The following is a 25,183-nucleotide window of genomic DNA, read 5'->3' as shown; positions in this document are numbered from 1 at the left end:
TCCACGTTGTCCTGTAGTTCCACCGGCATTCGCCGGGCAAAGCGTAAAAAGTGCAGGCCAAGGCCTGCTGGCAGCGACAAAAGAACAGGCACCCTGCTCTACCCGCTGAGCTACCCGTTACCGGGGCGGGGGTCGAACCCGCGACACGATGTAGTACCTGTGGCATTCGCTGCCTGCCCACCGAAGCGGGCCAAAAAGATGCGACGACAAGGGTGTGGTGAAACGTAGCTTTCGTATTCTGACCTTTGAACTACGGTCACTCTTTTCAGGGATGACCGGCAGGGAATCGAACCCTGCATCGCGAACCTGGAATGTAGTTCCACCGGCATTCGTCGCAAAACCGCATAAAAGGTGGCACGACAAAAGAAGTGACTGTTGCGCGTTACCGCGCACCGACTAATAGCCGGTCTATAAGATGTACAGCCACTGGCATTCGTGCCGTTCACATGTCCTGACAAGGGTTTGATGAGACGTCTCCAATGTAGTCCCGTCAGCATTCAGCACCTGTGAACATCAACTCTTGCGGCGCCCGCCGTGTCAGCGGCGGACGCATTACCTCATTCGTTCCCGATCAAAGCTCCATCGCCTCGATCGCTTTCACCCAATGCTGCGCCCCATAAGTACCCTCGGTGAACTGCTGGATCACATTGAACACCGCGTCGCTGAAACCGCCGACATTCAGAATGTCCTCACGGTCCGGCGCCTGGGTGGTTGCGCCGGGCTGCATATCGATGCACACCAGCCGCGCCTGCGGGTTGATCTGCTTGATTCGCTCCCATTGCCGCATTGTCTCGCTCGCCCCATGGCGTCGCACATCGATCCAGGACTCGTTATCCGAGACCAGGATCAGCGTATCGACCTTGGCCTTGGTATCCGCCAGTTTCGCCAGCGGTGCCGAACAGTTGGTCCCGCCACCACCGATGGCCGCCAGTTTCTGTGCATTGCTCATCACGCTGTCGCGAGGGTTGAGCTGGATGTTCACCACTTGCACTTCGAACGGCATCACCTTGGCTGCCGGCTGCTTGCGTAAAACCGCTGCGGCCACCAACGCCGCCACATCGATGCAACGGACCGCGCTGGTTGCGCCCTGCCGGTAACCGGTCACCGGGCTGTGCATCGAGCCCGAGACATCCGGGCACACCACCACCGAACCTTGCAGCATCGGCACGTTGGCCAATGACAGCTCCAACGCATCCTGCAACGCCTCACGCACCACCTGCGGCACGTCGTTGCCCGTCATCTGGTACGCCGCCAACAGCTGATAAGGATAAACCCGCGCCTTGGCGACTGCTTCTGCATCCGCCAGCCGCGCCGCGACAAACTCGGCACAACCTGGCACCAGGAACGCACCGTGGCGTGCCAGGGTGTTGAGGTTCATGCGCAGCGCCTGCCATCCCATGTTGTGTGCCTGCGCCGCCCATTGCTCCTTGCTCAGCGTTTCGTTGCTCAACAGTTGGAACGGCACCTGTGGCACGTCCTGACTGGCGCCGCTGCGAAACGCCAGCAACGAGCGTGTCAGTTCAGGCAAGGCCTGCACATCCACCGGTTTACCGATCAACCAGGCGAAAAACGCTTCACGCCAGGCTTCATTCGGCTTGGGGTGAACCATCTTCACCACATCGGCCAGCGAAGGCTGGTTACCGACCGAGGCCCTGCAACAACTGACGCTCGCTGGCGTTGTTCAACCAGTTCTGCACCAGGCGCTTGGGCTGCGAACCGAGGGACTTGCGCCCCGTCACACCACTGCGCAGGATCTGCACGAAGTTGCGCAACATCTTGCCATTGTCCACCACCTGCTCGAACACCTGAGGCACCAGCATCGAACGCTGGGCCGTCAAGGCCGCGAGCATCAGAGCCGGCATGTCCTTCATATGGCCTTTCTGCCGAGCATACAGAGCGGCCTTGGCGACATAACCGCTGTCGAGTTCCGCCACCCGCTTCAACACCTCTTCCAGCTGACTCTCGGCCGAGGCGTAAAAGGTCTGGTTCAGGCAACCGGTCACGGCCAATTGGGCCAGCTTGTGTTTGGCGGTGTAGGCATAGGCCGGAACCTGGGCCGCGTTCAGCGTGTCGCAGGCTGGCAGTGTTGCCTCTCGGGTGTTGAACAGCTTGAAGTTGGCCATCGTGGCGTCTCGCTCTGTTGTCTCGTTCGTTGCAATAGGTATTGCAGCCGACGTGCCAGGTTTTATTTTTCGAGCTGAATTATTTTTATCTTATTGATTTATATAGATATTTTTTAAATTTAGATTTCCTGAGAGTTAGGGCAAGACAGAGTGCTCGATATTTATCTATCCTTTGATATCGTTTTTTATCTTTAGGTATAAATATGCAGGCCAAGCGCACCGTCGCCATCGGTTTTATCGGCTCCACCCTCGATCGCGTCGGCAAAGGCGCCAATCGCTGGAGCCATTGGCGTCCGAGCGTGGGCCTGTGCCAACAGCCGGACGTGCTGATCAACCGCCTGGAGCTGATTCACGGTGTCGACGCACGGGACATCAGCCTGGCCGAGCGGATTCGCGAAGACATCCGCCAGGTCTCGCCGGAAACCGAAGTGCGCCTGCACCCCATGCCCCTGCGCAACCCCTGGGACTTCGAAGAGGTGTACGGCGCGCTGCATGACTTCACCACCGACTACCGTTTCGACACCGAACACGAGGACTACCTGGTTCACATCACCACCGGGACCCACGTGGCGCAGATCTGCTGGTTCCTGCTCACCGAAGCACGCTACCTGCCCGCAAGGCTGATTCAGACGTCCCCGGCGCGACGCAACAACGAAGAAGAGCGCGCCACCGGCACTCACGCACTGATCGATCTCGACCTGTCGCGCTACGACCGCATCGCCTCACGCTTCGCCCACAAACGCCTGGAGGGCCTGGCCTTTCTGAAAGCCGGGATCGTCACACTCAACGCTGCGTTCAATCGCTCCATCGAGCAGATCGAGCGGGTGGCCGTGCGCTCTCGGGCGCCCATGCTGTTGATCGGGCCGACCGGTGCCGGCAAGTCGTTTCTGGCCCGACGCATCTATGAACTCAAGCGCAGCCGCCATCAGATCCAGGGCCGCTTCGTCGAAGTCAACTGCGCCACCTTGCGCGGCGACGGCGCCATGTCCACGCTGTTCGGGCACATCAAAGGCGCCTTCACCGGCGCACAAAATGCCCGCGACGGCCTGCTGCGCGCAGCCGATGGCGGCATGCTGTTTCTTGATGAAATCGGCGAACTGGGCGCGGATGAACAGGCGATGCTGCTCAAGGCCATTGAAGAGAAGCGCTTCTTTCCTCTGGGCTCGGACACCGAGGTGGAGAGCGACTTCCTGATCATCGCCGGCACTCACCGCGACCTACGCAGCCGCGTAGCCGAAGGGCTGTTTCGCGAAGACCTGTACGCGCGTATCAACCTCTGGACTTTCGACCTGCCGGGCCTCGCCGGACGCCGCGAGGACATCGAGCCGAACATCGACTTCGAACTGGAACGCCATGCCCGCGAGCAAGGCCAACTGGTGCGTTTCAACCTGGAAGCGCGGCGCCGTTACCTGGCCTTCGCCAGCTCCAGCGAGGCAGTCTGGCTGGGTAACTTCCGCGAGCTGTCGGCCTCGATCACGCGCATGGCCACCCTGGCAGACAGTGGCCGCATCGATGAAGCGCAGACCCTGGAAGAAATCGACCGACTGCGCTACGCCTGGGGCCTGACACAACCGGAAGATGACCTGGATTCACTGCTGGGCGACAACGCCGAGATAGACCTGTTCGATCACCTGCAACTCAAGGCGGTGATCGACGTCTGCCGCGAGTCCGACAGCCTGTCCGATGCCGGGCGACGATTGTTTGGCGTATCCCGCCAGGCAAAGGCCCAACCCAATGACGCCGATCGTTTGCGCAAATACCTGGCACGCTTCGCTATTGACTGGAAGCAAGTGGCCGATACAAAACAATAGGATGCCGTGATCAACCGGTGCAGCCCCCACCAACGATTCAGAAGTGTGTTTAGAGGTCGAAGTGAGTTTCAGGAATCAGATTGAAGAAATCTTTCAAGGAAAGGCATTTGCAAGACCGCTTTTTTACTCCTACCCCGCAGGCTTGCGATTTGAGCTGTCCGAGTCGGGCACGGCCATTGAAATGTTCCTCCTGGCCCTGCAAAAGGCCCGACTGATATGCGATGACCTATTCCCCGAAGAGGGGTCGCTGGTGGTTTGCCTTCGCGGATACTCGGATGCCCTTCCCTCTGCCTACCGCCCCCTTTACTCGGAACTGAAAGCGGCGGGCATCAAGATCCCCAAGGACCGATGCTATTGGGTCGAGCCGGCACCTCGAGAGGAGTGGTTTGACGAAAACGTTCCTCAGTGCTGGTCGAGCGTGGCTTTCCACGCCCCCTTGTCGCAACTTCAGAACTTGCTCTGGTGCGCCATGGCACATGATTTCGGATACATCCAGCCACATCTGAGTTGCGCCATTTACCTGTTCAATCTGGAACAACAGGTAATGGCGCTCCCCTACGACGACCGTGGCATGGACGTGGTCGGCCCGAACCGGGAAGTGCTCTTGGGGCTGTATCAGAAGTACCCGCAGTACCTGCTGGACCATGACCGCCCCGAGATGGATGAAACCTTTGGAACACCAGCAGACGACCCTTCGTGCTGACAGCGACCACTCACACCAACCGCTGAATCTTCTGATGCTGCCAGACCAGTTTGTAGTAGGCGGTCTGCAACGCCAGCATGCTCAGGTAAGCCACCGGGAACGCCATCCACACCCCTTCAAGGCCAAAGCGCGCACTGAGCAGATACGCCACGGGCAGTTCGATCCCGAGGATGCAGAAAATCGAAATCGCCACCGGCATCAGCACCGTCCCGCTGGCGCGCATGATGCCACCCACCACCGCCTGAAACCCGAACACCAGCATGCTCCACAGCATGATCTGCAACAGGTATTCGGCCTGTATGCGGGCCGCCTGATCAGTGATGAACAGCCCCAAAAGCCAATGGGACAGCAGGTAGCCCAGCACCACCAGGCCACCGGTCAGCCCGACATTGATCAGCAACCCGGTGCGCAGGATCGGCCCGATGCGCTCCAGGCGTCCGGCACCAATGGCTTGCGCCCCGAGGATCGACGCCGTAATGGCGATCGACAGCGCCGGGAACTGCACGTAGTTGACGATCTGCGTCACCGCGCCGTAAGCCGCCGTGGCCCTGGGAGCCGTGCTGGTTGACCAGCGACAGAATCACCAACTCGGAGAGTGAAATCACCACCATCTGCAAGCCCGTGGGCAAACCGATGCGCAGCACTTTGCCGAGGATGCTCATGTCCAGCCGCATCGCCGCGAACAATGCCCGATCTGGCGCCAACACGTGCTGCCTGCGCAACAGGCGCCATGCCAGAAAAGCCATGGCCATGGCATTCCCCACCACGCCCGCAATTGCCGCACTTTGAATGCCCATGACCGGCAAGCCCAGCCAGCCACGAATCAACGCCGGCGTCAGTAACAGACCTGCACTCGCCGACACCAGCAATGCCAACAATGGCGACACCGTATCGCTCACGCCCCGCAACAACTGCGTGAACAGTACAAACACCAACAGCAGCGGCATGATCCACATCATCACCCGCGCATAGGCCACTGCATCCTCGAGCACATCCGCCGGCGTCCCTAACCCCACCAGCGCCTGGCGCGCAAACACGCTGCCGAGCACCGCCGCCACGACGCCAATGATCACCCCCAGCAACAAGGTCGCCCCGGCAATCGCCTTGACCATCCCCGGCTCGCGCGCGCCCCACGCTTGCCCGATCAACACCCCCGCGCCCGCGCCCAGCCCGATCACCAGTGCGATGAAGAAAAACACGATGGGGAACATCCCCGACACCGCCGCCAGCGCATGCGTGCCGAGCAGTTGGCCGATGTAGATGCTATTGAGCGTGCCCGACATGGACTGCAGGAAGTTGGAGAGCACCATGGGAGCCAGGAAGGCCAGATAGACCTTCCAGAGGGAGCGTTGGGCAGGATTTTGCATGAATGGAAACGGTCTCGGCAGGCGCAGGCGTATGGGAAAGGCTTCCAGGTGACGAAAAATCAACCATGCAGGCGCGAGGCGAAACAGGACCGCCTCTGATCATCCATTTCCCGAAGCTGGCGCAGACTATAACAGTGCGAAAAATCGTAGGGTGTGAAGTTATTTCAATAATGCCGAGGGCGAGTCGTCAAACATTTCACAGCGTTCGCTCCTTCGAATGAATTGACGCTGCCAATGGTACAGAAGTGGCTCAAGTGCCGACACCGACTCACTGCCTGTTTCAGCAATCGGCCTTCCCGACGCGCCAGCACCGCAATTGTGGTTAAAATGCCGCCCCTCGACACTGCTGGCCCTGCCCGATGAACCCTGACGCTCTCCACACCCTGCACGACCTTTTGCTGACAGCCCTGGCCAGCGCGCCGGAAGAAACCCGGCGCCTGTTTCATGGCCGTGGCCGACGCTGGCCGGGGCTGGAACAACTGACGGTCGACTGGATGCAAGGCGTGGTGCTGGTTGCGTTGTTCAAGGAGCCTGAACACGCGCAACTGGAAGCGTTGAAGCAGATGCTGATGGAGCTGACCGAGTCGCCCACCTGGGCAACATCCGGCGCCCATACGCTGTTGCTGCAACTGCGCTACCTGCCGCAAAGCACCACCGAATGGCTGCTGGGGGAAGCGATCGACGAATGGACGCTGACCGAAGGAGGCCTGCGTTATCGGGTGGACCTGGGCAAGAAGCAGAACAACGGCCTGTTTCTCGACATGCGCTATGGCCGCGACTGGGTGCGGGCCAATGCCCAGGGCAAACGCGTGCTGAACCTGTTCGCCTACACCTGCGGGTTCTCGGTGGCGGCCATCGAAGGGGGCGCCGAGCACGTGGTCAACCTGGACATGTCCCGTGCGGCGCTGAGCCGTGGTCGCGACAATCACCGACTCAATGGGCACGACCTTTCCAGGGTGACCTTCCTGGGCCATGACCTGTTCAAGTCCTGGGGCAAGGTGATCAACAGCGGCCCTTATGATCTGGTGATCATCGACCCGCCCTCGTTTCAGAAAGGCAGTTTTCTACTGACCAAGGACTACCAGCGCGTATTGCGCCGCCTGCCGGAGCTGCTCAGCAGCCATGGCACCGTGCTGGCCTGCATGAACGACCCGGCCTTCGGCCCGGACTTCCTCATCGATGGCGTGACGCGCGAAGCGCCCGGCCTGCGTTTCGTACAGCGCCTGGAAAACCCGCCCGAGTTCCCCGACACCGACCTCGAAAGCGGCCTGAAGGCCTTGGTGTTCACACTTGATGCGCAGCGGGAAAATGACGCTGACCACTAGGTGATCAGCGGCCACTGGGCCAACGCCCGATAACGGCCTTTATGCGATTCGAACAGACTGAAGTGGTTGGCTACCAGATGAAAATCCGGCGGGATTGCCGCTTCAGGAACCGGCGCCCGGTAGTTGCGCATCAAGGTCAAATGCGGCCGAAACTCCCGGGGCGTCTCCACAATCCCATAAGGCAGCAATGCCTGCTGCAAGGCATAAACCAATTGGCTTAATGCCTGCGGCGTCTGCTCCGGTGCCAGTAACAGGATGCCGGCGCGGCGCCATACATCGAGACGATCGAGAGGTACATTCAAGGCCTCGCCCGGCACTCGAACACCCGCGACGGCCGCGCAGATACCCGGAATCTGCGCCACCGCCACCGTCCCCAGAAACATCAGCGTCAAATGAAAATTGACCGCTGGCACTGCCCGCCCGTCACTCAACTCAAGCGCGCTGCGCCACCGGGCGATGGCACGTCGTTGCGCATCGCTGCACGGCAAGGCAAAAAACAAGCGCTTGAACGGCTCCCCCGGCTCGCGGGGCTCGCACCTATCGCTCATGCCTCGACCCTCCAGCGCATTGCGTTTTGAATCCCGCCAACGCCATCTTTGACCTCCCGGGCGACCTATACTTCAGGGATCATCCCGCTCGACACGCTGCCCACGTGCAGTGTGTCGAGCGGCCGTTCACCCAGGTGCAAGCCTGGCTTCGTTGCGAGGAGAACACCATGACGCGCAAATACATCGACTGCCGCGAATTCCCAAGCGACACCCATTGCTCTGTCGCCCTGTGCGCAGACTCTGAAAATGAACTGCTGGATGCCGCCGCGCAGCATGCAGTCTCCGTGCACAAGCACATCGATTCGCCGCAACTGCGGGAGCAACTCAAGACCCTGTTCCACGATGGCACACCCCCTCTTGAAGCTCCGCGGCTTGCGTGACACCGCCGCCCTGACCGCTTGCGGGACTCCGCGACAGAGTCCCGCGACGGACGCGTGAGCATTACCGTTCGGGAGCCACTACCCGGAACATGATGTTGATGTCGTTGGAAATAACCCCGAAATCTGCCCACTCGCCTTCACCGACCTTGAAGTCGGCGCGCTTGAGTATGAATTCACCCTTGAACACGCCGATACCGTTCTGGGGCTTCAGCGTGACCTGCGCCCTGACCACGCGGGTCATGCCCTTGAGCGTGAGCTTGCCGGTGACCGCATAACGGTTGTTGCCGAGCGCCGTCACGCGGGTCGATTCAAACCGCGCCACCGGGTAGACCGCCGTGTTGAACCAGGCCGGTTTTTGCAGCTCGCTGTTGGAGTCGCTGGAACCCACGTCGATACTATTGAGTTCAATGGTCAGTGTGGCATGGGCGGCAGTCGGGTTCGCCGAGTCAAAATCGAGCGCAGCCTCAAACGTGCCGAATGTGCCATACACCCTCGCCCCCATCTGGCCGTAGGTGAAACTGATCTGGCTGGCCGCCGCGTTCACTTGCGTGTACTCAACCCCGTGGGCGCCAGTCAAGGGGCCGACAGTGAGCACTGCGGCCAGTGCGATGGATTGCGCAAATCGATCGTTCATATGGCTCCCCGGTCAGGGCTCCGGCACATGAAATGAGGCTTGTCGGACCAAGCCCACCCATTGAAAGAAGTATGGGCGAAAGTCTGTCGCTGCAATCAATGAAATGAGGCATCGGTTATGGCCGCATGATCACAGCCTCAGCCCTCCTGTTGCGCGCACACCTCCCGCAGGCAGCCTCGCAACCAGCGATGTGCCAGGTCGGCATCCAGCCGTGGATGCCAGAGCATGGCGACGGTGAACGTCGGCAAGGAGAGCCCAAGTGCAAAGCTGTGCATCCCGGCACGCAGGTTCGCGGTGTGCCGTTCGGGGACACTGGCGATCAGGTCGGTGGTCCGCGCGAGTGCCAATGCAGTCGAAAAACCTGCAACGATCGTCACGATCTCCCGCTCAAGTTCGAGCGCCATCAGGGCCTCATCGATAGGCCCCTTGTCGAGCCCTCGCCGGGAAACGCTGATGTGCCTGCCGGCGGCGTAACGCGAGGGCGTGATCTCGCCCTGGCTCAGCGGGTGTCCCGCACGCACGACGCCGATGAAACGGTCCCGGAACAACGCCTGCGTGCGCACCTCCGGGCCGGCAGTCTTGCCCACGACCCCTGTCTCCAGATCGACGCTGCCGTCGCGCAGTGACGTGCTGTCTTTATCCGGCTTATGCACGAAGCGCAGCCGCACGCCTGGCGCCTCCTCGCTGATACGCGCAATGAGATCCGCGGCGAAGTTCTCCACGAAACCTTCGCTGGTGCGCAGCGTGAAGGTTCGGACCAGCCGCTTGAGATCAAGCGCTTGCACAGGACGCAGCACCGCTTCTGCGTCCTGCACCAGTTGACTGACCTGCTCGCGCAGTTCAAGCGCTCGCGGGGTCGGAACGAGGCCGCGTCCGGCTCTGACCAACAATGGGTCCCCCGTCGCCTCACGCAACCGTGCCAGTGCCCGGCTCATGGCCGATGGGCTCAGCCTGAGCCGCTGTGCTGCACGCGCAACACTGCCTTCGGCAAGCAACACATCAAGGGTGACCAGCAAATTCAAATCAGGCGTCGACATGCATCGCTCCCGGCACGGCATTATTGTGATACGGCGTTCAACGCACGAATTAAGTGCAAGTGGTGCGCCTTCCGCCATGTTAGGCGCGGGCGTAGATTTCTGACAGCTCCATTTCGGGAGCCGTCAGGAAGGGGCAAGATGAAACCGATCAACACAACACCCGATGAGGCAGTCTCCACACCACCCGCACTTTCGGCTCGCGGGGTGCTCGCCAGTCTGTCGCTGTCCATGTTGCTGTCCTCGTTGGGCACCAGCATCGCCAATGTGGGCCTGCCGACCCTGGCCCAGGCGTTCGATGTGTCTTTTCAGGCTGTCCAGTGGATCGTGCTGGCCTACCTTCTCGCCATCACCACGCTGATTGTCAGCGTCGGGCGGCTCGGCGACCTCACCGGCCGTCGGCGACTGCTGCTGGCCGGCATCTCGGTGTTCACCGTCGCCTCGGCCCTGTGTGGCTTCGCGCCCACGCTCGGATTACTGATTGCGGCTCGGGCGTTACAGGGGCTCGGCGCGGCGACCATGATGGCCCTCACCCTGGCCTTTGTCGGCGAGACCGTTGCGAAGGCAAAAACCGGGCGCGCCATGGGGTTGCTGGGGATGATGTCCGCAATCGGTACCGCCCTGGGCCCATCGCTCGGCGGGGTGCTGATCGCCGGGCTCGGTTGGCGAGCCCTCTTTCTCTTCACGGTGCCGCTGGGCGTTTTGGCGTTGCTGCTTGCGTATCGCTACCTGCCCACCGATTACCCAAAGCCGACGTCCCGCAGGGTCGGCTTCGATTTCACCGGTACGCTGTTGCTGGCCCTGACGCTCGCAGCTTATGCACTTGCCATGACGATGGGCCGAGGCCATTTCGGCCCCCTCAACATAGCCTTGCTGCTGGCGGCTTTCGTCGGTGCCGGCCTGTTCATCCTCGCCGAGGCGAAAGCCGTGTCGCCGCTGATTCAACTCACAACGCTCCGCGATCCAGTGCTGAGCGCAAGCCTGGCCATGAGCGCACTCGTTTCGACGGTGATGATGGCAACGCTGGTGGTCGGGCCCTTCTATCTAGACCATGCGCTCGGACTGGATCCCGCGCAGGTCGGGCTGACCTTATCGGTCGGGCCGTGTTTCGCTGCGCTGACGGGTATCCCCGCCGGTCGCCTGACAGACCGCTTTGGTGCCTGGCGCACGACCCTCGCCGGGCTTATCGCCGTGGCGCTCGGCTGCCTGTCGCTGGCGCTGCTGCCACAGCGTTTCGGGGCTTACGGCTACCTCGCCCCCATCGTGGTAATCACGGTTGGCTACGCACTGTTCCAGACAGCCAACAACACCGCCGTCATGGCCGATGTTCACCCTGGCCAGCGCGGTGTCATCGCCGGCATGCTCAACCTGTCACGTAACCTGGGGCTCATCACCGGTGCGTCCGCGTTGGGCGCAGTGTTTGTGCTTGCATCAGCGGCAAACGACATCACCACGGCACCCGCCGACGCAGTTGGCAGCGGTATGCGGATCACGTTCGCGGTGGCGTTGGTGCTAATCATCACGGCACTTGCCATCGCCCTGAGCAATCGAGCACTGGCTGCACGTCCACCGCTCACTGAAAACCTTTCATGACGCAGAAAAGACGCCACGCGGGTGGTTTTCCGCACGCTAAACATTAGTCTGCGCAGGGCCAAATCGCGCATCATGGGCGCAGTCAGTTCAAGGGAGACTTACATGTTTGTCAGATCATTGGTTAAGCGTCTGGGCGCGTTATCGCTGGGGCTGGCGCTCGCCGCCACGGCCATGGCAAGTGAGGAATCGCAACTGGTCGAGTCCATCAACGCCTACCGCAGCCAGGTCCAGCGCTGTGCAGGCCAGGCGTCTCACGAGTTGCCACCGCTGGCGTCCGACTCGCGCCTGATTTTATCCGCCGGCAACATTGGCGACTTGCAGCAGGCGATGGCGCGAGCGGCTTATCCGATGGTCAACGTGCAAGCGATCAGCCTCTCGGGGCCACGTGATGCCCAGTCAGCCATGAAGGCGGTGCAAGAGAGTTTTTGCCAGGTTGTACTGGACCCGCAATTCGTCGATGTCGGCGTCAGCCGGGAGGGCCGCGAATGGCGCATCGTGCTGGCGCGACCGCTATTGACTGCTCGCCTGGGCGACTGGCAGGCGGAAGGCCAGAAACTGCTCGACCTGATCAACACCGCCCGCTCGCAACCGCACCAATGCGGCAACCAAGCCTTTGCCGCCACCACACCGCTGGCCTGGAATGCCACGCTGGCGAGCGCGGCTCAAGGTCATGCCCGGGGCATGGCCAATAACAACTTCTTCGATCACAAAGACCGCGAGGGTCACACCCCCGGTGACCGGGCCGAACTGGCCGGCTACATCGCCCAGCAGATCGGCGAGAACATCGCCGCCGGGCAGGACACCGGGCGCAAGGTGATCGATGGCTGGCTGGCCAGCGCCGGCCACTGCGCCAACCTGATGAACCCGCAGTTTCGCGAACTGGGTGCGGCCTATGCGGTTGATCCAAAGAGCGATGCCGGGATTTACTGGACAGCGATGTTGGGTACGCAGTGAGTGCGTTTGCGACCGAGCAGTCGTCCGACGACATCCTTCAGCGTCCAGCCTGGCTAGACGTGTTTCTGAACCCATCCCAAGCAAGAGCAGCAACCACATGAATCCACCGTCGATCAGCCTGTTCCCTGACTTCATTTCAGTTCCACAACCGTTGTTCGACAGTCTGAAGGATTCGGTTCAATGGGACGAACGCATGCGGGCCAGGAAGACCGCGAGTTTCGGTGCGCCTTACGACTACTCGCAGATCACCTACCCTGCGATCCCGATGCCCGCCGCGCTGGATGAGCTCTGTTCACGCATCGAAGCACAACTGGGGTTTCGTCCGAACAATTGCCTGCTCAACTACTACCCGGACGGCCGCTCATCCATGGGGTTTCACTCGGACGCGAGGGAGCAGTTCGTTGAAGGCACAGGCGTCGCGATTGTTTCACTGGGCCACCCCCGCTCAATCCTGTATCGGCACAAGCAAGAGCACACTGCAGAGTTCGGCTACACACTCGCCAGCGGCTCGCTGCTCTACATGTCCGACGCCGTTCAAGAGCAATGGCTGCATGCGATTCCAAAAGAGCTGGATGCGGGAGAACGCATCAGTCTCTCCTTTCGATTGCTCAAGGATGAATCGCTGCAACAGCCTCTTGAACCCAAACCAAGCGAGTGATTTCAGCTCCCGGGTGAAATCCGTTAGGCTTGGGGTTTTATTTTCCAGGATGGACCCCGCATGCCCACGCTTGATACCTCACTGCAAGACGCCGCCGCGCCGGATGGCGTCTGTTACGGCTGCGGCGGCAGCAACCCACATGGATTGCACATCAAGAGCGCGTGGCACGAGGATGGGGTGCATGTCATGGCCGAGCATCTGCCAGATGCCAAGTATTGCGGCTGGCCCGATCTGGTGTACGGCGGGCTGATCGCGATGCTGGTCGATTGCCACTCGAACTGGACGGCAATGGCCTATCACTACCGAGCGGAACAGCGCACGGTTGGCAGCCTTCCGCGCATCGACTGCGTGACCGGCAACCTGGGCATCAAGTTCATCAAACCGACACCGATGGGTGTGCCGCTCACCTTGCGGGCGAAAGTCGAGGGTGAGGTTGGACGCAAGTGCCGCGTCATCTGCGAGGTGTACGCCGGCGACGTGCTCACTGCCATGGGCGATTCCATTTTTGTTCGCGTCGATACCGTGCAGTTGGCGGCGGCGGCGCATGGCCGTGAGGTTTGAGGTCTGATCACATCAAGTCAGAGGGAGCACGCGCACATGGACGGGCTTCACCACGGTAGCTGCCTGTGTGGCGCTGTAAAATATCGCGTATCAACGGAACTGAAAGCCGTTACCCATTGCCATTGCCGCATGTGCCAAAAGGGCCATGGCGCGGCGTTCGCAACTTACGCGAGTGCTCCCAGGTCAGCGGTTTCCATCATCACAAACGCGCAGGCGCTCAAGGGTTATGAGTCGTCAGAAGGCGTTACCCGTCAGTTCTGCTCCCACTGCGGATCGTCACTGTTCTGGTCTGATTCCAAGGGACCTTACTCGGAGTGGATTTCTATAGCCCTGGGTACGCTGGATACAGCGCTGCCGGCGCTAAAGCAGAAACACGCCTGCATTGACTCGAAAGCGTGCTGGTATGAACTCGGGGGGCAACAGGCTCTCGTGTAGGGAGGTGTGTTTAAAGCGGAGAAATGGTGGCAAGGGCACCAATCGCGATGGTCAAGATCAGAAAACCACCCAGAAAAACCGACATCTTCAACATTTGGCCTCCAAAATTATAAGTCTGCGGTCGCGGCGTCATTGTGAGGCGACAACTGAGTCGGTTACAGAAGCAGATAACGAAGAAAAATACGGATCAGTTAAGCAAGTCCGCACCGGCTCATCGCCACCCGACCTCAATGAGGGCCATCGGCTGCACTCAATCTAAAGCGGCCAACCGACCTCTGACTCCGGTCGCTGTTCTTGCGCTTTTCAGCGGAGAAACCAGAGAATGGCGCTTCTTCTCGAGAGCAAAAATCGAGAGCGCAGTCAGTCACTTTGTCAAAAAGGAGCCCCACCATGACGGATACCCAACCTGCAAAACCAGTCTACGAACCCATCCCAAGTGAACTGCTGACCAGTATGCAGCGCCTGAGGACACAGCTCGGCGAGCTGATTTCCAGCGAGTTCCCGGGAAAGTCGCTGACGGGTACGCCAGGCGATTTCACGCTGTTGCAGGACGTCGTGGATGCGCAGATCCTGGCTGATTCCGACATCAAGGCCTGGGAGGCCATGGGCATCGTGTTCGGTGATGCACTGAGCATCGAAATTCCGGGCCTCTCGTGGGTTCAGGTCACCGATGAGTATGGCGTCGACCCGGTCCTCAGGTATCAGGAGACGACGGTTCAGATCGGGGTAGCCACCATGCTGCTCAAACGGGTTGAACAAGGCGAAGAAATCAACATTAAACACATGGTCCACTGGCTCCAGGCGTTCATCGAGACCCGGGCACACGAGTATCAGTGAGACTTATGGGTTGGAGCGGTTTCGCTCCTGCCGCCCCCCTTTTTCACGTGATGCCTCCAGTGAACAGGGGCCGCGCGGGCCTAACCTCGCCAACTAGAGCAACCGTGGCATGCGCCCGGGGTTCAGCGTTGCAGCCTCGCCGAGACGCTCCTGCACAAACACTTTTGCATGGTGCGTCATCTGATCGAGGTGCCGGTCTCGCTTCTTCTCCGCATCCACCATCGCTCTTTTTCCGTGTTGCTGAAGCAGATACGTGTGAATCTGCTGCACCTCCAGCGAGCGGTAGATCGGGGCAACATCCAGCACGGCCAACAGACCGTCGGTGCCGTGATCGCGTGTATTCATGAGCACCTGAGGCCCGCGAGCGCCCACCACCTGAAACCCCATCGCCTCGAAATACGGCACCTTGCCGACCACGCAGGCCAGTTCAGCGTGCGGGTATCGACCGACCATTTTTTGCAGCATCGCACGCGCTACGCCCTGACGCCGGTGGCTGACATGCACGCCCATGTAAGCCACGGCGCACGCTTCAGGGTCATCCTTCACCGGCAAATACAGCAGGAAGCCGACAACCTGGTCAGGGTCCTGCGCATCCAGCGCCACGATTAACTCGACCGGGATGCCCTTGGAGCCATCCATGGCGTCCAGGTAGAGATGAACCTCGAACCCGATGCCGTACTGATACAGGTTGTACAGCGGATTGCTCGGCGCGATGGCGACCATGCTGATGTCGGTGACGTAGTCGACAACCATCTGCAATATCTGGCTTTTGATGGACTCGGGTGGTGGGGTTTCAAAGAGGGTGATGCTCGACATCGCGTTTCAGACTCCAGGGCTTAAGGCGTGCCCGCGACGTGAAGAATCGGCGCCGGGCGGGGCCATCATACCCCGTCTTCACACGTGCAACGTACGACGCGGTTTGTCTGCCGCCCTTCCCCCTGGCGTCACGCCGGGAGGGTTGGCGAAGCGCCTGTGTCTTGACAACCGAAAATCAGACCGACTATTGTCTGACAACCTGATCACCAAGGTTTTCTTATGTTTGAGCTTCAGCGCCCCGACTCTCTCGTAGTGCGTGTTGTCAGCGCCATTCGCGCCGAGATCGACTCCGGGCAGCTTGCTCCTGAGTCGCGCTTGCCGACCGAGCAACAGTTGGCGGAACAGTTGAACGTCAGCCGTTCAGTGATTCGCGAGGCCATCGCCCAGCTCAAGGCTGACGGTGTACTGATTGCTCGGCGCGGCCTTGGTTCGTTTATCTCCCAGACGCCCGCCGGGACGGTGTTCCGTTTCCCGAAGAAAGACGGCCGCCGGCCGGACCTGACGCAGATGTTCGAAATGCGCCTGTGGATCGAAACCCAGGCGGCCTCGATTGCCGCGCAGCGCCGAGACGAAGCCGACCTGCAACGCATGAAAGAAGCGTTGCAGGAAATGCACGACAAGCGCACCGACTTCGAAGCCGCAGCCCTGGCGGACGTTGAGTTTCACCGGGCCATCGCTGAAGCCACCAAGAATGACTACTTCGTGGCCTTTCATGACTTCCTGCGGAGTCAGTTGGCGGCTGCACGCAAAACCGCCTGGGAAAACTCGGCATCACGTTTTGTCGGGGGTTCGGCAGACGCCGCCCAGGAACATGAAACGTTGTACCAGGCCATCGTCGCGGGTGATCGCCATGCGGCGGCGGCCTGCGCCGACGCTCACTTGCGAGCATCGGCCAAACGCCTGCAACTCGAGCTTCCTGCCACCGACTAAACCCATCAACACCTGACACCCTGAAAGCGTGCTACTGCACGCACGCTTTTAACCGATTCATTAGTCTGACAACCTGATAACTAGACCGACAATCACTGATCCAAGGTAACCCCACAATGATTTATGACTTTTGCATCATCGGCGGCGGAATCGTCGGCCTTGCCACCGCGATGGAGTTACTCAAACGCCAGCCCAACGCATCACTGGTGATTCTGGAAAAGGAAAACGTCCTGGCCAAACACCAGACGGGTCATAACAGCGGCGTGATTCATGCCGGTATCTATTACGCGCCGGGCAGCCTCAAGGCTGACTTGTGCAAGCGCGGCGCCGAGGCGACCAAGCAGTTCTGCACCGAACACAAAATCAAGTTCGACGTCTGCGGCAAATTGCTCGTGGCCTCCACCGCCCTTGAGGTCGAGCGAATGGAGGCGCTGTATGCGCGCTCACAACTCAACGGCATGAAAGTCGAGCGTCTTGATGCTGATGAACTGCGTCGCCGCGAGCCGAACATCATCGGGCTCGGCGGTCTGTTTCTCAACGCCACCGGCATTGTCGATTACCGCGAAATATGTGAAACCATGGCCCGCGTCATCAGCCGCAGCGGCGGTGAGATCTGCCTGGAAAAGACCGTCACCGCTATCGAGGAAAACGGCGACAACGTGACGGTCAGCACCCATGACGGTGTCTGGCGCGCGAAGAAACTGGTGGTCTGCGCCGGCCTTCAATCCGATCGGCTGGCGACACTTGCCGGTGTCAAAATCGACCACCAGATCATTCCGTTTCGCGGCGAATACTTCCGCCTGCCCGCGTCGAAAAACAACATCGTCAATCACCTGATCTACCCCATCCCCGACCCGGAGCTGCCGTTTCTGGGCGTGCACCTGACCCGCATGATTGATGGCAGCGTCACCGTAGGCCCGAATGCCGTGCTGGGGCTGGGCCGTGAAAACTACAAGAAGTTTTCGGTCAACTGGCGAGATGTGGCCCAGTACGCAAGCTTCCCGGGCTTTTGGAAAACCATCTGGCAAAACCTCGGCTCCGGCAGCGTTGAAATGAAGAACTCATTGTTCAAATCCGGCTACCTGGAGCAATGCCGCAAGTATTGCCCGTCACTGAACATCGACGACCTGCTGCCGTATGAAGCGGGCATCCGCGCCCAGGCCGTGATGCGCGACGGCACCTTGGTCCACGATTTTCTGTTCGCCGAAACGCCCCGCATGCTTCACGTGTGTAACGCGCCCTCTCCCGCCGCCACTTCAGCCATCCCGATTGGCGCAATGATCGCCGACCGGATTTTCAAACCCCGCTAGCCCCGCCGCCAGCAATCGCTTGCGCTGCATCGGTGATGGCTGTTGGCAGACCGACGAACAGGCACAAGACAAGACAAGACAACACTCCATTCGCCCGACGGCGAATAGAGAGCACTACGCGTCACCTTGACAATAAATATAAAGACTTAAAGGAAGTACAAAATGACGGTAATTGAAAAGACCCAATCCTCAGCGGAAACCCCGGAACAAACCAAAAAACGCCTGCGTAAAGTGGCAGCGGCTACCATCTTTGGTTCCATGCTGGAGTGGTACGACTTCTACTTGTACGCCACGATGGCGGCGATCGTTTTTTCGAAAATCTTCTTTGATAACAGCGACCCGAAAACCGCGACGCTTCTGGCCTTTTCCACGTTCGCCATCGGGTTTATTGCCCGTCCGTTTGGCGGGGTGCTGTTCGGCTACCTGGGCGACAAGTTCGGCCGCAAACAAGTGCTGGTGGTGACGTTCTGCATGATGGGCGTGTGCACCACCCTGATCGGCCTGATCCCCAGCTACGCCTCGATCGGCATTTGGGCGCCGATTGTCCTCGTCGCCGTCAGGATCATTCAGGGGTTGGGGGCCGGGGCCGAATTGTCCGGGGCAGCCGTCACCTCCTACGAGCACGCCAGCGAAGGCAAACGCGGAAGCCAGGGCGCATGGCCTGCACTGGGCTTGAACCTGGGCCTGCTGCTTTCATCGTTGACGGTGTATCTGCTGACCATCAACGGCAATGACTTCCTGCTGGCAGGCGGATGGCGCATCCCGTTCATTTGCAGCATTGCGCTGGTCGGTGTCGGTCTGTGGGTACGCAACAGCATTCCCGAAACACCTGAGTTCAAAGAGCTGAGCAAGGAAACGAAAAAAGCCCAGGCGTCGCCGTTGAAAGCGTTGTTCAAAAACGACCTCAAAGGCTTGGCAGTCGTGTTCTTCGTGGCGGTTGGCTACAACGCGCTGAGCTACATTTTCAAAACCTTCTCGCTGGCCTACCTGACCCAGTTCAAAGGCGTTGATGTTCACGTCACGTCGCTGTCGGTCACGATCGCCAGCCTGGTCGCCATTGTGGCCGTGCCCTTCTTCGGCTGGCTGTGTGACAAATGGAGCAGCAAGACCGTACTGATGCTCGGCGGCGTGTTTTCCCTGCTGTTTGCCTACCCGTTCCTGGCGCTGCTCAACACCGGTGAAAGCCTGATGATCTACATCGCCATCGGCGTGGGCACCGGTATCCTTGCGCCCATGATGTTCGCTCCGCAGGGGTCCTTCCTGAGCCGCCAGTTCCCGACCCAGACCCGCTCTTCAGGCTTTGGCACCGGGCGCGAAATCGGTACGGCAATTGCCGGTGGCCTGGCACCGCTGGGTGCCTTGTCCCTGGTGTCCGCGTCCGCAACGCATTCCACCGATGGCGTGGTTATCATTCTGGCGATTGCGTCGGTACTGGTAGTGGTTTTCGCCTTGTGCGACCAGGGGCGCAAGCACTCGGCGTTCAAGAACTGACAGGCAACATGATGGGGGCATCAACTGCCCCCATTCACCCGCGGCCGGACACTCAGTGCCGAGTGCCCAACGCCGTCAGCAATGCGGCATCACGCCCATAAATGTCCGGGGCATAGAGCAACTGCCCCTGGCTATCGACCTGCACGGTCCAGTAAGTGAGGAGGATCGGCACCGGCGCCGCCAACCGGAATTCGTGCGTCAGCCCCGTGGCCAACAACACGTCGGTCCGTGCACGCTCGGCCGGGCTCAACAACAGATCCCGTAACTGCAACGCATGCTCGACCCTGACACAGCCGGAACTGAAGGCGCGCGGCCCCTTTTGGAACAGCGCCTGGCTGGGGGTGTCATGCAGGTAAACGGAGTACGGGTTAGGGAAGCGGATAGCCATCTGCCCCAGCGGGTTCTTCGGCCCGGCGTTTTGGCGCAGGAGGATGTTGCCAGGGTTTTCCCAATCGATCTCGTCCACCGCCAATGGATGGCCATCGCTATCGAGCACCTGCAAATTTTGTCTGTTGAGGAACGTCTGGTCCCGACGAATTTCCGGCAGTTTGTCCTCCCGCATAATGGTGGGCGGTACCGTCCAGGTCGGGTTCAGGGTCAACCGCGTGACCGAAGATTTCAGCATCGGCGTCTGCCGCTCCGCACGCCCCACCTGGGTGCGTGTCTGCCAGACCGGCCTGCCACCCTGATAAACCGTCAACTGCGCTGCCGCAATGTTGACCAGCAGGCTATCGGGCTCCAGATCCTGTGCCAGCCAACGAAAGCGTTCGAGGTTGATGCGCAACTGCTCGCGTCGTACTGCCGGGCTGACGTTCAACTCAGTCAAGGTGCCCGGCCCGATCACGCCATCCGCTTGCAGCGAATGGCTTTGCTGGAAGCTCTTCACCGCCCCCACCAGCTCTGTGTCGTACGTGTTGCCATCACGGGCAGAGACGCTCGTCAGGTATCCCTCGCTGAACAGTCGCTGTGCGAGTTCCGGAACGCGTTTGTCCTGCATGTCCGGGCGCAGCAAAGGACCACTGGCGAGGGTAGTCCACTGAGGCAGCACCCGCTGGCGCTGCTGGGAATAGAGGCGACGCAACGTCTGATACTGCTCCAGGTCAGGACGGGCCTGGGTAAAGGCCGATGCAATGTCCTGCAAGCCCGGCCCGGCAATCGCAAGCACCTCGGCGTTTCGATCATGCTGCAATTGCTGGGCATGCCACAACGGTTCGAAGCGGGCTTGCAGCAGGCGGCCATAACGCAGGTCCTGCAAGGCTTGCAGATAATGCTGACTGATCGTGATGTCGGTGCACGTCGCATTGCCTACGGCCGGGCCGGCGACCAGGTTGTAGCGCGCAGGGTCCAGGCCATCATCGGCCAACTGTTGGAATTGTGCCTGCAAGGCCGGTAAACGCCCGTCGACGGACCAGATCAGGACGTTGTTCTGTTGCAGGTAAAACGCCTGTAACAGCGTCTGAGCCGGCCCGTCGAGACGCGCGGCAAGGGTCGGGCAATCGACCGACAGTTGCATTAAAGCGGCCTGCACCGGGCTTGCCAGTTCGGCCAACTCATCCTGGCCGGTTGCGACCAATGGCGCAGCGAGCAGGCAAATGCTCAAGTAACATGCGTGTTTTTTGAACAACTGCTTTACTCCATTCGATGGCCGTCGTATTGACGGTCAACCTCTGCTGCAGGGGCGGCAAGTAATCTGGCCAGAGGACAATCAGGCCCGCCGGGGGAGCGACAGGACGTCGGGAGCCAAAACTACAGTGGGGACCCTTTACGCATGCTTACCTTTTTGCGCCGGCTCTGTCTGGCCGCCATGACCTTGGGTGCCATGTGCACGCCTGCGCTCGCCGCCAGCACCAACCAACAGACGTTGTACAACAGCCTCGCGCACGCCGCTCCGGAACTCAATCCCCAGGCACTAAAAAGTGCCCTCTCTGCCATGCAATGCGCCGTCAATGGTGGCGCCCGGCAAGCCCAGCACCTGGCGGTGATCGACTACTCCCAACCCTCCACGGAACGACGCCTGTGGATTTTCGACCTGCGCACGAAGTCTTTGGTGCTGCGTGACCTGGTCGCCCATGGGCAAAAGTCCGGGGAAAACTTCGCCACACAATTCTCCAATAACATGGGCAGCCACCAGTCCAGCCTGGGCCTGTTCCGCACCCAGGAAAGCTATGAGGGCAGCCACGGTTACTCGCTGCGCATGGACGGTCTGGAGCCAGGCTTCAATGACCGTGCCCGCGACCGTGACATTGTGATTCACGCCGCCGACTACGTGACCCCGTTGTGGAGTCAGCGCCAGGGCCGCATCGGACGCAGCCAGGGTTGCCCGGCCGTGCGGCCGCAAGTGGCGCGCAAAGTCATCGACAAACTCAAGGATGGCCAGTTCATGTTTTCCTGGTATCCCGACCAGCGCTGGCTTAAATCCTCCGCCTACCTCAACTGCCGACCCCATCAGGTCGCCAGCATCCTCAGCACCAACAACGGCTAACGTCAGGCGCGGTGTTGACAGGGCTGCGCCGTGAAGAGCGTGCGGCCCAAATCTCGCGCCGCGTTCAGATGACCCGCCGGGGCCCGGGTTTCCGACTCAAGCAGCAGCTCGGACGTCACGACGCTAGCGCCGCAGTAGTCGAAAACCCCATGGTCAATCTGCGTCTTCATGGCGGCGGCATAACCGTGCCGCTCATAGGTTTCCCCGTCAGCACCCCCAACGCCAACCAGGTGAACGTGCAGGTGATGCAGCTTCTTCACCAGTTTGGCATCCGAACTGAAATCAAACGCCCAGCCGTTGGCGAACACCCGATCGATCCATCCCTTCATGAGCGCCGGCATCGACCACCAGTAAACGGGATAGACCAGCACCAGGGCATCCGCCCGGTCGACCCTCGCCTGCTCGGCGGCGACATCGGCGGGAGGCGCCGTCTCCCTGTGGTGGACGGCGGTGTCGGCTGCGGTGAACCGCGGATCAAAACCCTCTGTGAAAAGGTCCGCGATTTCAAAAGAATGGGAAGGATTGGTCTGGACCAGCCCCTCAGCGATTTGCCCCGCGAGGCTATGGGTCAGGGAGCCGGGATCGTGATGAGCGACAACAATGAGTGCGTGCATGCCAAAGACTCCAGCGACGGTTTGAGGGCAACAGGCAAAGCCTATATACTCTTGGTAAGTTATGGTCAGTAAGTTACTTTCGGTATATTGCCATGTCAAGCATCGACACCAGAGCGTCAGACGACGCCGCGCCACCGCGCCGCCGCCTGTCGAGGGAAGACCGCCAACGTCAGTTGCTGGACGTCGCGTGGCGGCTGATCCGGGAAGAAGGCACGGAGGCGTTGACGCTGGGACGGCTCGCCGAGCAGGCGGGCGTGACAAAACCCGTTGTCTATGACCACTTCAACACGCGGCCCGGACTGCTGGCGGCGCTGTATCAGGAATTCGACGCACGCCAGACCGCGCTCATGGACGCCGCGCTTGAAACCAGCGAACCGACCCTGCCCAGCACGGCCATGGTGATCGCATCGTCTTATGTCACCTGCGTGCTGCTTCAGGGCAACGAGATACCCGGCGTGATCGCAGCGCTCGCCAGTTCGCCCGAACTGGAAAAAATCAAACGCGAGTACGAGGTCATCTTCCTGAACAAATGTCGGGTTGCCCTCTCCCCCTTCACCAGTGAAGGTGCCATCGCGCCCGCCGGCCTTCGGGCGATGCTCGGTGCCGCAGAGGCACTTTCCCATGCCGCCGCCACCGGAGAAATCACCCCCGGACAGGCGCAGGACGAACTCTTCGAAACGATCGTCGCCATGGTCGACAGAAGCGCACGTGACACGCCTGAGCTTGTTGCGGGCGGTTAGTTTAAGCAGTCCTAGTCGCCACCTGAGCACCCCGCGCAGAGCGGCACATTGTCCATCCAGAAACCCATCGGTTCGATCAGGTCAGAACACTTCCACGCAGCAAGGAATGCGAATGAACTTCTTCAAAAAACTGCTCCACGCATTGAAAAAACCCTCAAGCCCGGGCACCGGGCTTCCCGCTCAAACCGTGACTATTGATCCCGCTCACGCAGCGCGGGAAAGCACCCACGCCTGCCTGGATCATCATTGGCAATCCGTGGGTACGATGGAACAGGATGTCTTGGGATACGCCATCAGCCCAGCGTTTACAGGCGGCTCCGCCTGGCCCTCGACGCGCCAGGCTTATCGGGTTGTTCGACGCGGCGAATCCGTCATTCTCGCAACCGATGGCATGTCCGATCCGTTTGAGGATGCTGAAGGTTTGGGCAATGGTTTCGAGATGGAGTTGTTCCTTGAAACGCCAGATCTGCCGGCCGCGTTTCGAGGCACATTGGGAAACATAGGCCCTCTCCAAGACAGTTGGGCGTTTGAGCTGCTCGAACATGTCGGGAAAACGGTAGCAGAAGCCGGCGGCATCACGGCCCAACTGGACCAGTACGGTGCACTGTCTCTGGAGCTTCCCGGTTTCAGTCAGTCGAACCGGTTGAGCACCCAACTGCCCGCACAGTTTGTGACCGATGACGACGCTATCGGCGTACTGCTGGGTGGTCCCGCCCCCGACTTCCCTACCCGCCTGGATGACATGCCATTGTCCCCGGTCAGGCTGGTTCCGGTTCAGTTGCTAACGGCTTCGGAACTTGAATACATCCGCTGTGGAGGAGGCAAGGCGCGCTCCGATCTGGTCGCCAGGCTGGAGGCCGCTGGTGTTAAGCACTTGAGCAGCCTTAAACGCACGAGTCTCATCTAGCTGTTTAGCTGTGGAGATTTTCAAACATTGCCTCCCCCCCAACCTCCCGGACGGTTGATTCGGCGTGTCGCCCAAAAAGAAGATCAACACGGCCGGTCATGCAGCCACACAGACACAGAAGTGACGAAAGCTGTAAAAGCCGTCGGTCTCAGGCCATTGAATCTTCTGCAATGCGTCCACGCCGCGCGGCCAGACTTCATTATTCAGGAGCGCCTCGTAGGTGTAGGAGCCCTTGACGTTACCGCAGTACGTCCGGCACCAATTGACTCTGTCGCTGGTCGTTTCTCTTTCGAGAACCGTCTTGATCAAGCCAAATACCTCACTGGGGGGCGATACATCAACGCCCGCCGAGGATCTGATCCCGATGTTGCCGAAATAAGCGACGTACTTTTTTTCACCGATATAAAGATTCTCGATCAACACCTGATCATCGTCTGTCTTGCCCCAAAAGGCTGAGAGAAAGACATGAAGCGAGTTGTCCATGAAACGCCGTAATGCATCGCCAAAGGCTTCATCACCCTCTCCAAAACCCGCAAAGCACTCCTCAATGATCACGTTCGGCTCGATAAAAACCTGAATATCCAAACGCCCCAATGCCTCTCCTGGATACCAGTACGCCCGGATGGCAGGTAACCGTCCTTCCGGCAGGAGCCAGTCATCCTCCACACCGCAATCAAGACCATGTTCAGTCATGATATTGCGCAAGACATCCTGAGTATTTATTTCAGTCATTCGCACTCCGATTGCTTGCCGCATAACGTTCGATAGCCCAAACAGGCTGCCGGCAGCACGTTGTTAAACTGCTGCCGCCTCAAGAGCACAGGAAGTGCTCCGAAATCCGGGTCATGCGGATTTTAATATCTCGACCAGAGCGCAGAACGCTCTCTGGCTTACCGGCCAACAGCCATACATTGGATCATACGAATCCTC

Annotated in this window: 23 protein-coding genes and 2 pseudogenes; 16 read left to right on the top strand and 9 right to left on the bottom strand. The window is 60.0% G+C overall.

Features of this window, described 5'->3' with window-relative positions; genetic code table 11:
* Positions 1-571: 571 nt before the first annotated feature.
* Positions 572-2,123, bottom strand: a pseudogene (locus tag AABM54_RS10630) (RNA-binding protein).
* 203 nt (positions 2,124-2,326) lie between these two features.
* Here AABM54_RS10630 and rtcR point away from each other — a divergent pair.
* Both rtcR and AABM54_RS10620 read left to right on the top strand, forming a co-directional pair.
* The gene (gene rtcR / locus AABM54_RS10625) at positions 2,327-3,934 is read left to right on the top strand and encodes an RNA repair transcriptional activator RtcR (protein WP_347905349.1); all 1,608 of its coding nucleotides are present in this window, start codon (positions 2,327-2,329) and stop codon (positions 3,932-3,934) included.
* 61 nt (positions 3,935-3,995) lie between these two features.
* Entirely contained in the window at positions 3,996-4,637 is a 642-nt protein-coding gene (locus tag AABM54_RS10620; protein WP_347905347.1) for a DUF3885 domain-containing protein, read from the top strand.
* A gap of 10 nt (positions 4,638-4,647) precedes the next feature.
* Here the strand turns inward: AABM54_RS10620 and AABM54_RS10615 are convergent.
* Positions 4,648-6,004, bottom strand: a pseudogene (locus AABM54_RS10615) (MATE family efflux transporter).
* A 359-nt stretch (positions 6,005-6,363) separates the two neighbouring features.
* Between AABM54_RS10615 and AABM54_RS10610 the strand changes: the two are divergent.
* On the top strand, positions 6,364-7,329 hold the full coding sequence (locus tag AABM54_RS10610; protein WP_347905346.1) for a class I SAM-dependent methyltransferase: 966 nt from the start codon (positions 6,364-6,366) through the stop codon (positions 7,327-7,329).
* On the opposite strand, the gene thpR is transcribed toward AABM54_RS10610, so the two are convergent.
* Positions 7,326-7,877, bottom strand: a complete 552-nt coding sequence (thpR, locus tag AABM54_RS10605; protein ID WP_347905344.1) for an RNA 2',3'-cyclic phosphodiesterase — start codon at positions 7,875-7,877, stop codon at positions 7,326-7,328. The two genes, AABM54_RS10610 and thpR, sit on opposite strands and share 4 nt — an antisense overlap.
* Positions 7,878-8,044: 167 nt before the next feature.
* Here thpR and AABM54_RS10600 point away from each other — a divergent pair, with 167 nt between their 5' ends.
* Positions 8,045-8,257 (top strand): DUF1059 domain-containing protein, encoded by a 213-nt coding sequence (locus tag AABM54_RS10600; RefSeq protein WP_347905342.1) that lies wholly within the window; start codon positions 8,045-8,047, stop codon positions 8,255-8,257.
* Between the two features lie 61 nt (positions 8,258-8,318).
* Here AABM54_RS10600 and AABM54_RS10595 read toward each other — a convergent pair whose 3' ends face one another.
* Entirely contained in the window at positions 8,319-8,891 is a 573-nt protein-coding gene (locus tag AABM54_RS10595; protein WP_347905341.1) for a YceI family protein, read from the bottom strand.
* Between the two features lie 137 nt (positions 8,892-9,028).
* A complete protein-coding gene (locus AABM54_RS10590; RefSeq protein WP_347905339.1) occupies positions 9,029-9,928 on the bottom strand; it encodes a LysR family transcriptional regulator in 900 nt (299 codons plus the stop codon).
* A 138-nt stretch (positions 9,929-10,066) separates the two neighbouring features.
* On the opposite strand from AABM54_RS10590, the gene AABM54_RS10585 reads away from it, so the two are divergent.
* From AABM54_RS10585 to AABM54_RS10560, 6 genes are all read left to right on the top strand, one after another.
* The gene (locus AABM54_RS10585; protein WP_347905338.1) at positions 10,067-11,518 is read left to right on the top strand and encodes an MFS transporter; all 1,452 of its coding nucleotides are present in this window, start codon (positions 10,067-10,069) and stop codon (positions 11,516-11,518) included.
* A gap of 102 nt (positions 11,519-11,620) precedes the next feature.
* Entirely contained in the window at positions 11,621-12,472 is an 852-nt protein-coding gene (locus AABM54_RS10580) for a CAP domain-containing protein (RefSeq protein WP_347905336.1), read from the top strand.
* 97 nt (positions 12,473-12,569) lie between these two features.
* On the top strand, positions 12,570-13,130 hold the full coding sequence (locus AABM54_RS10575; protein ID WP_347905334.1) for an alpha-ketoglutarate-dependent dioxygenase AlkB: 561 nt from the start codon (positions 12,570-12,572) through the stop codon (positions 13,128-13,130).
* Between the two features lie 60 nt (positions 13,131-13,190).
* Positions 13,191-13,691: a PaaI family thioesterase gene (locus tag AABM54_RS10570; protein WP_347905333.1), complete on the top strand. Its 501-nt coding sequence runs from the start codon at positions 13,191-13,193 to the stop codon at positions 13,689-13,691.
* 36 nt (positions 13,692-13,727) lie between these two features.
* Positions 13,728-14,126, top strand: coding sequence for a GFA family protein (locus tag AABM54_RS10565; RefSeq protein ID WP_347905332.1), 399 nt, complete (start codon positions 13,728-13,730; stop codon positions 14,124-14,126).
* A 390-nt stretch (positions 14,127-14,516) separates the two neighbouring features.
* Positions 14,517-14,963 (top strand): DUF3806 domain-containing protein, encoded by a 447-nt coding sequence (locus tag AABM54_RS10560; protein ID WP_347905330.1) that lies wholly within the window; start codon positions 14,517-14,519, stop codon positions 14,961-14,963.
* 93 nt (positions 14,964-15,056) lie between these two features.
* Here AABM54_RS10560 and AABM54_RS10555 read toward each other — a convergent pair whose 3' ends face one another.
* A complete protein-coding gene (locus tag AABM54_RS10555) occupies positions 15,057-15,779 on the bottom strand; it encodes a GNAT family N-acetyltransferase (RefSeq protein WP_347905328.1) in 723 nt (240 codons plus the stop codon).
* A gap of 219 nt (positions 15,780-15,998) precedes the next feature.
* Here AABM54_RS10555 and AABM54_RS10550 point away from each other — a divergent pair, with 219 nt between their 5' ends.
* The 3 genes from AABM54_RS10550 (at position 15,999) to AABM54_RS10540 (ending at position 19,510) form a co-directional block, all read left to right on the top strand.
* On the top strand, positions 15,999-16,709 hold the full coding sequence (locus AABM54_RS10550; protein ID WP_347905327.1) for a FadR/GntR family transcriptional regulator: 711 nt from the start codon (positions 15,999-16,001) through the stop codon (positions 16,707-16,709).
* Between the two features lie 116 nt (positions 16,710-16,825).
* On the top strand, positions 16,826-18,019 hold the full coding sequence (lhgO, locus tag AABM54_RS10545; protein ID WP_347905325.1) for an L-2-hydroxyglutarate oxidase: 1,194 nt from the start codon (positions 16,826-16,828) through the stop codon (positions 18,017-18,019).
* 162 nt (positions 18,020-18,181) lie between these two features.
* The gene (locus AABM54_RS10540; protein WP_347905323.1) at positions 18,182-19,510 is read left to right on the top strand and encodes an MFS transporter; all 1,329 of its coding nucleotides are present in this window, start codon (positions 18,182-18,184) and stop codon (positions 19,508-19,510) included.
* Between the two features lie 52 nt (positions 19,511-19,562).
* Here the strand turns inward: AABM54_RS10540 and AABM54_RS10535 are convergent, their stop codons facing one another.
* Positions 19,563-21,134 carry a L,D-transpeptidase family protein gene (locus AABM54_RS10535; protein ID WP_347905322.1) on the bottom strand — a complete coding sequence of 524 codons (1,572 nt, stop codon included), beginning with the start codon at positions 21,132-21,134 and terminating at the stop codon, positions 19,563-19,565.
* Between the two features lie 144 nt (positions 21,135-21,278).
* Here AABM54_RS10535 and AABM54_RS10530 point away from each other — a divergent pair, with 144 nt between their 5' ends.
* Positions 21,279-21,992 (top strand): murein L,D-transpeptidase catalytic domain family protein, encoded by a 714-nt coding sequence (locus AABM54_RS10530; protein WP_347905320.1) that lies wholly within the window; start codon positions 21,279-21,281, stop codon positions 21,990-21,992.
* A gap of 2 nt (positions 21,993-21,994) precedes the next feature.
* On the opposite strand, the gene AABM54_RS10525 is transcribed toward AABM54_RS10530, so the two are convergent.
* Positions 21,995-22,606, bottom strand: a complete 612-nt coding sequence (locus AABM54_RS10525) for an NAD(P)H-dependent oxidoreductase (protein ID WP_347905319.1) — start codon at positions 22,604-22,606, stop codon at positions 21,995-21,997.
* Positions 22,607-22,698: 92 nt separating this feature from the next.
* On the opposite strand from AABM54_RS10525, the gene AABM54_RS10520 reads away from it, so the two are divergent.
* Both AABM54_RS10520 and AABM54_RS10515 read left to right on the top strand, forming a co-directional pair.
* Entirely contained in the window at positions 22,699-23,346 is a 648-nt protein-coding gene (locus AABM54_RS10520; RefSeq protein ID WP_347905317.1) for a TetR/AcrR family transcriptional regulator, read from the top strand.
* A 112-nt stretch (positions 23,347-23,458) separates the two neighbouring features.
* Positions 23,459-24,253 (top strand): Suppressor of fused protein (SUFU), encoded by a 795-nt coding sequence (locus AABM54_RS10515; RefSeq protein WP_347905316.1) that lies wholly within the window; start codon positions 23,459-23,461, stop codon positions 24,251-24,253.
* A gap of 96 nt (positions 24,254-24,349) precedes the next feature.
* Here the strand turns inward: AABM54_RS10515 and AABM54_RS10510 are convergent, their stop codons facing one another.
* Positions 24,350-24,985, bottom strand: coding sequence for a DUF6348 family protein (locus AABM54_RS10510; protein ID WP_347905314.1), 636 nt, complete (start codon positions 24,983-24,985; stop codon positions 24,350-24,352).
* Positions 24,986-25,183: the final 198 nt, after the last annotated feature.

This window comes from Pseudomonas purpurea (assembly GCF_039908635.1).
In the GTDB taxonomy this organism is placed as follows: Bacteria; Pseudomonadota; Gammaproteobacteria; order Pseudomonadales; family Pseudomonadaceae; genus Aquipseudomonas; species Aquipseudomonas purpurea.
Note: the sequence above shows the minus strand (reverse complement) of the source record. Positions and strands in the feature narration are given on the sequence as shown.

Bases quoted from the DNA above. Each gene is read 5' to 3' on its own strand.
- rtcR (WP_347905349.1), top strand. From the start codon at position 2,327: ATGCAGGCCAAGCGCACCGTCGCCATCGGTTTTATCGGCTCCACCCTC.
- AABM54_RS10610 (WP_347905346.1), top strand. From the start codon at position 6,364: ATGAACCCTGACGCTCTCCACACCCTGCACGACCTTTTGCTGACAGCC.
- thpR (WP_347905344.1), bottom strand. From the start codon at position 7,877: ATGAGCGATAGGTGCGAGCCCCGCGAGCCGGGGGAGCCGTTCAAGCGC.
- AABM54_RS10600 (WP_347905342.1), top strand. From the start codon at position 8,045: ATGACGCGCAAATACATCGACTGCCGCGAATTCCCAAGCGACACCCAT.
- AABM54_RS10595 (WP_347905341.1), bottom strand. From the start codon at position 8,891: ATGAACGATCGATTTGCGCAATCCATCGCACTGGCCGCAGTGCTCACT.
- AABM54_RS10590 (WP_347905339.1), bottom strand. From the start codon at position 9,928: ATGTCGACGCCTGATTTGAATTTGCTGGTCACCCTTGATGTGTTGCTT.
- AABM54_RS10585 (WP_347905338.1), top strand. From the start codon at position 10,067: ATGAAACCGATCAACACAACACCCGATGAGGCAGTCTCCACACCACCC.
- AABM54_RS10580 (WP_347905336.1), top strand. From the start codon at position 11,621: ATGTTTGTCAGATCATTGGTTAAGCGTCTGGGCGCGTTATCGCTGGGG.
- AABM54_RS10575 (WP_347905334.1), top strand. From the start codon at position 12,570: ATGAATCCACCGTCGATCAGCCTGTTCCCTGACTTCATTTCAGTTCCA.
- AABM54_RS10570 (WP_347905333.1), top strand. From the start codon at position 13,191: ATGCCCACGCTTGATACCTCACTGCAAGACGCCGCCGCGCCGGATGGC.
- AABM54_RS10565 (WP_347905332.1), top strand. From the start codon at position 13,728: ATGGACGGGCTTCACCACGGTAGCTGCCTGTGTGGCGCTGTAAAATAT.
- AABM54_RS10560 (WP_347905330.1), top strand. From the start codon at position 14,517: ATGACGGATACCCAACCTGCAAAACCAGTCTACGAACCCATCCCAAGT.
- AABM54_RS10555 (WP_347905328.1), bottom strand. From the start codon at position 15,779: ATGTCGAGCATCACCCTCTTTGAAACCCCACCACCCGAGTCCATCAAA.
- AABM54_RS10550 (WP_347905327.1), top strand. From the start codon at position 15,999: ATGTTTGAGCTTCAGCGCCCCGACTCTCTCGTAGTGCGTGTTGTCAGC.
- lhgO (WP_347905325.1), top strand. From the start codon at position 16,826: ATGATTTATGACTTTTGCATCATCGGCGGCGGAATCGTCGGCCTTGCC.
- AABM54_RS10540 (WP_347905323.1), top strand. From the start codon at position 18,182: ATGACGGTAATTGAAAAGACCCAATCCTCAGCGGAAACCCCGGAACAA.
- AABM54_RS10530 (WP_347905320.1), top strand. From the start codon at position 21,279: ATGCTTACCTTTTTGCGCCGGCTCTGTCTGGCCGCCATGACCTTGGGT.
- AABM54_RS10525 (WP_347905319.1), bottom strand. From the start codon at position 22,606: ATGCACGCACTCATTGTTGTCGCTCATCACGATCCCGGCTCCCTGACC.
- AABM54_RS10520 (WP_347905317.1), top strand. From the start codon at position 22,699: ATGTCAAGCATCGACACCAGAGCGTCAGACGACGCCGCGCCACCGCGC.
- AABM54_RS10515 (WP_347905316.1), top strand. From the start codon at position 23,459: ATGAACTTCTTCAAAAAACTGCTCCACGCATTGAAAAAACCCTCAAGC.
- AABM54_RS10510 (WP_347905314.1), bottom strand. From the start codon at position 24,985: ATGACTGAAATAAATACTCAGGATGTCTTGCGCAATATCATGACTGAA.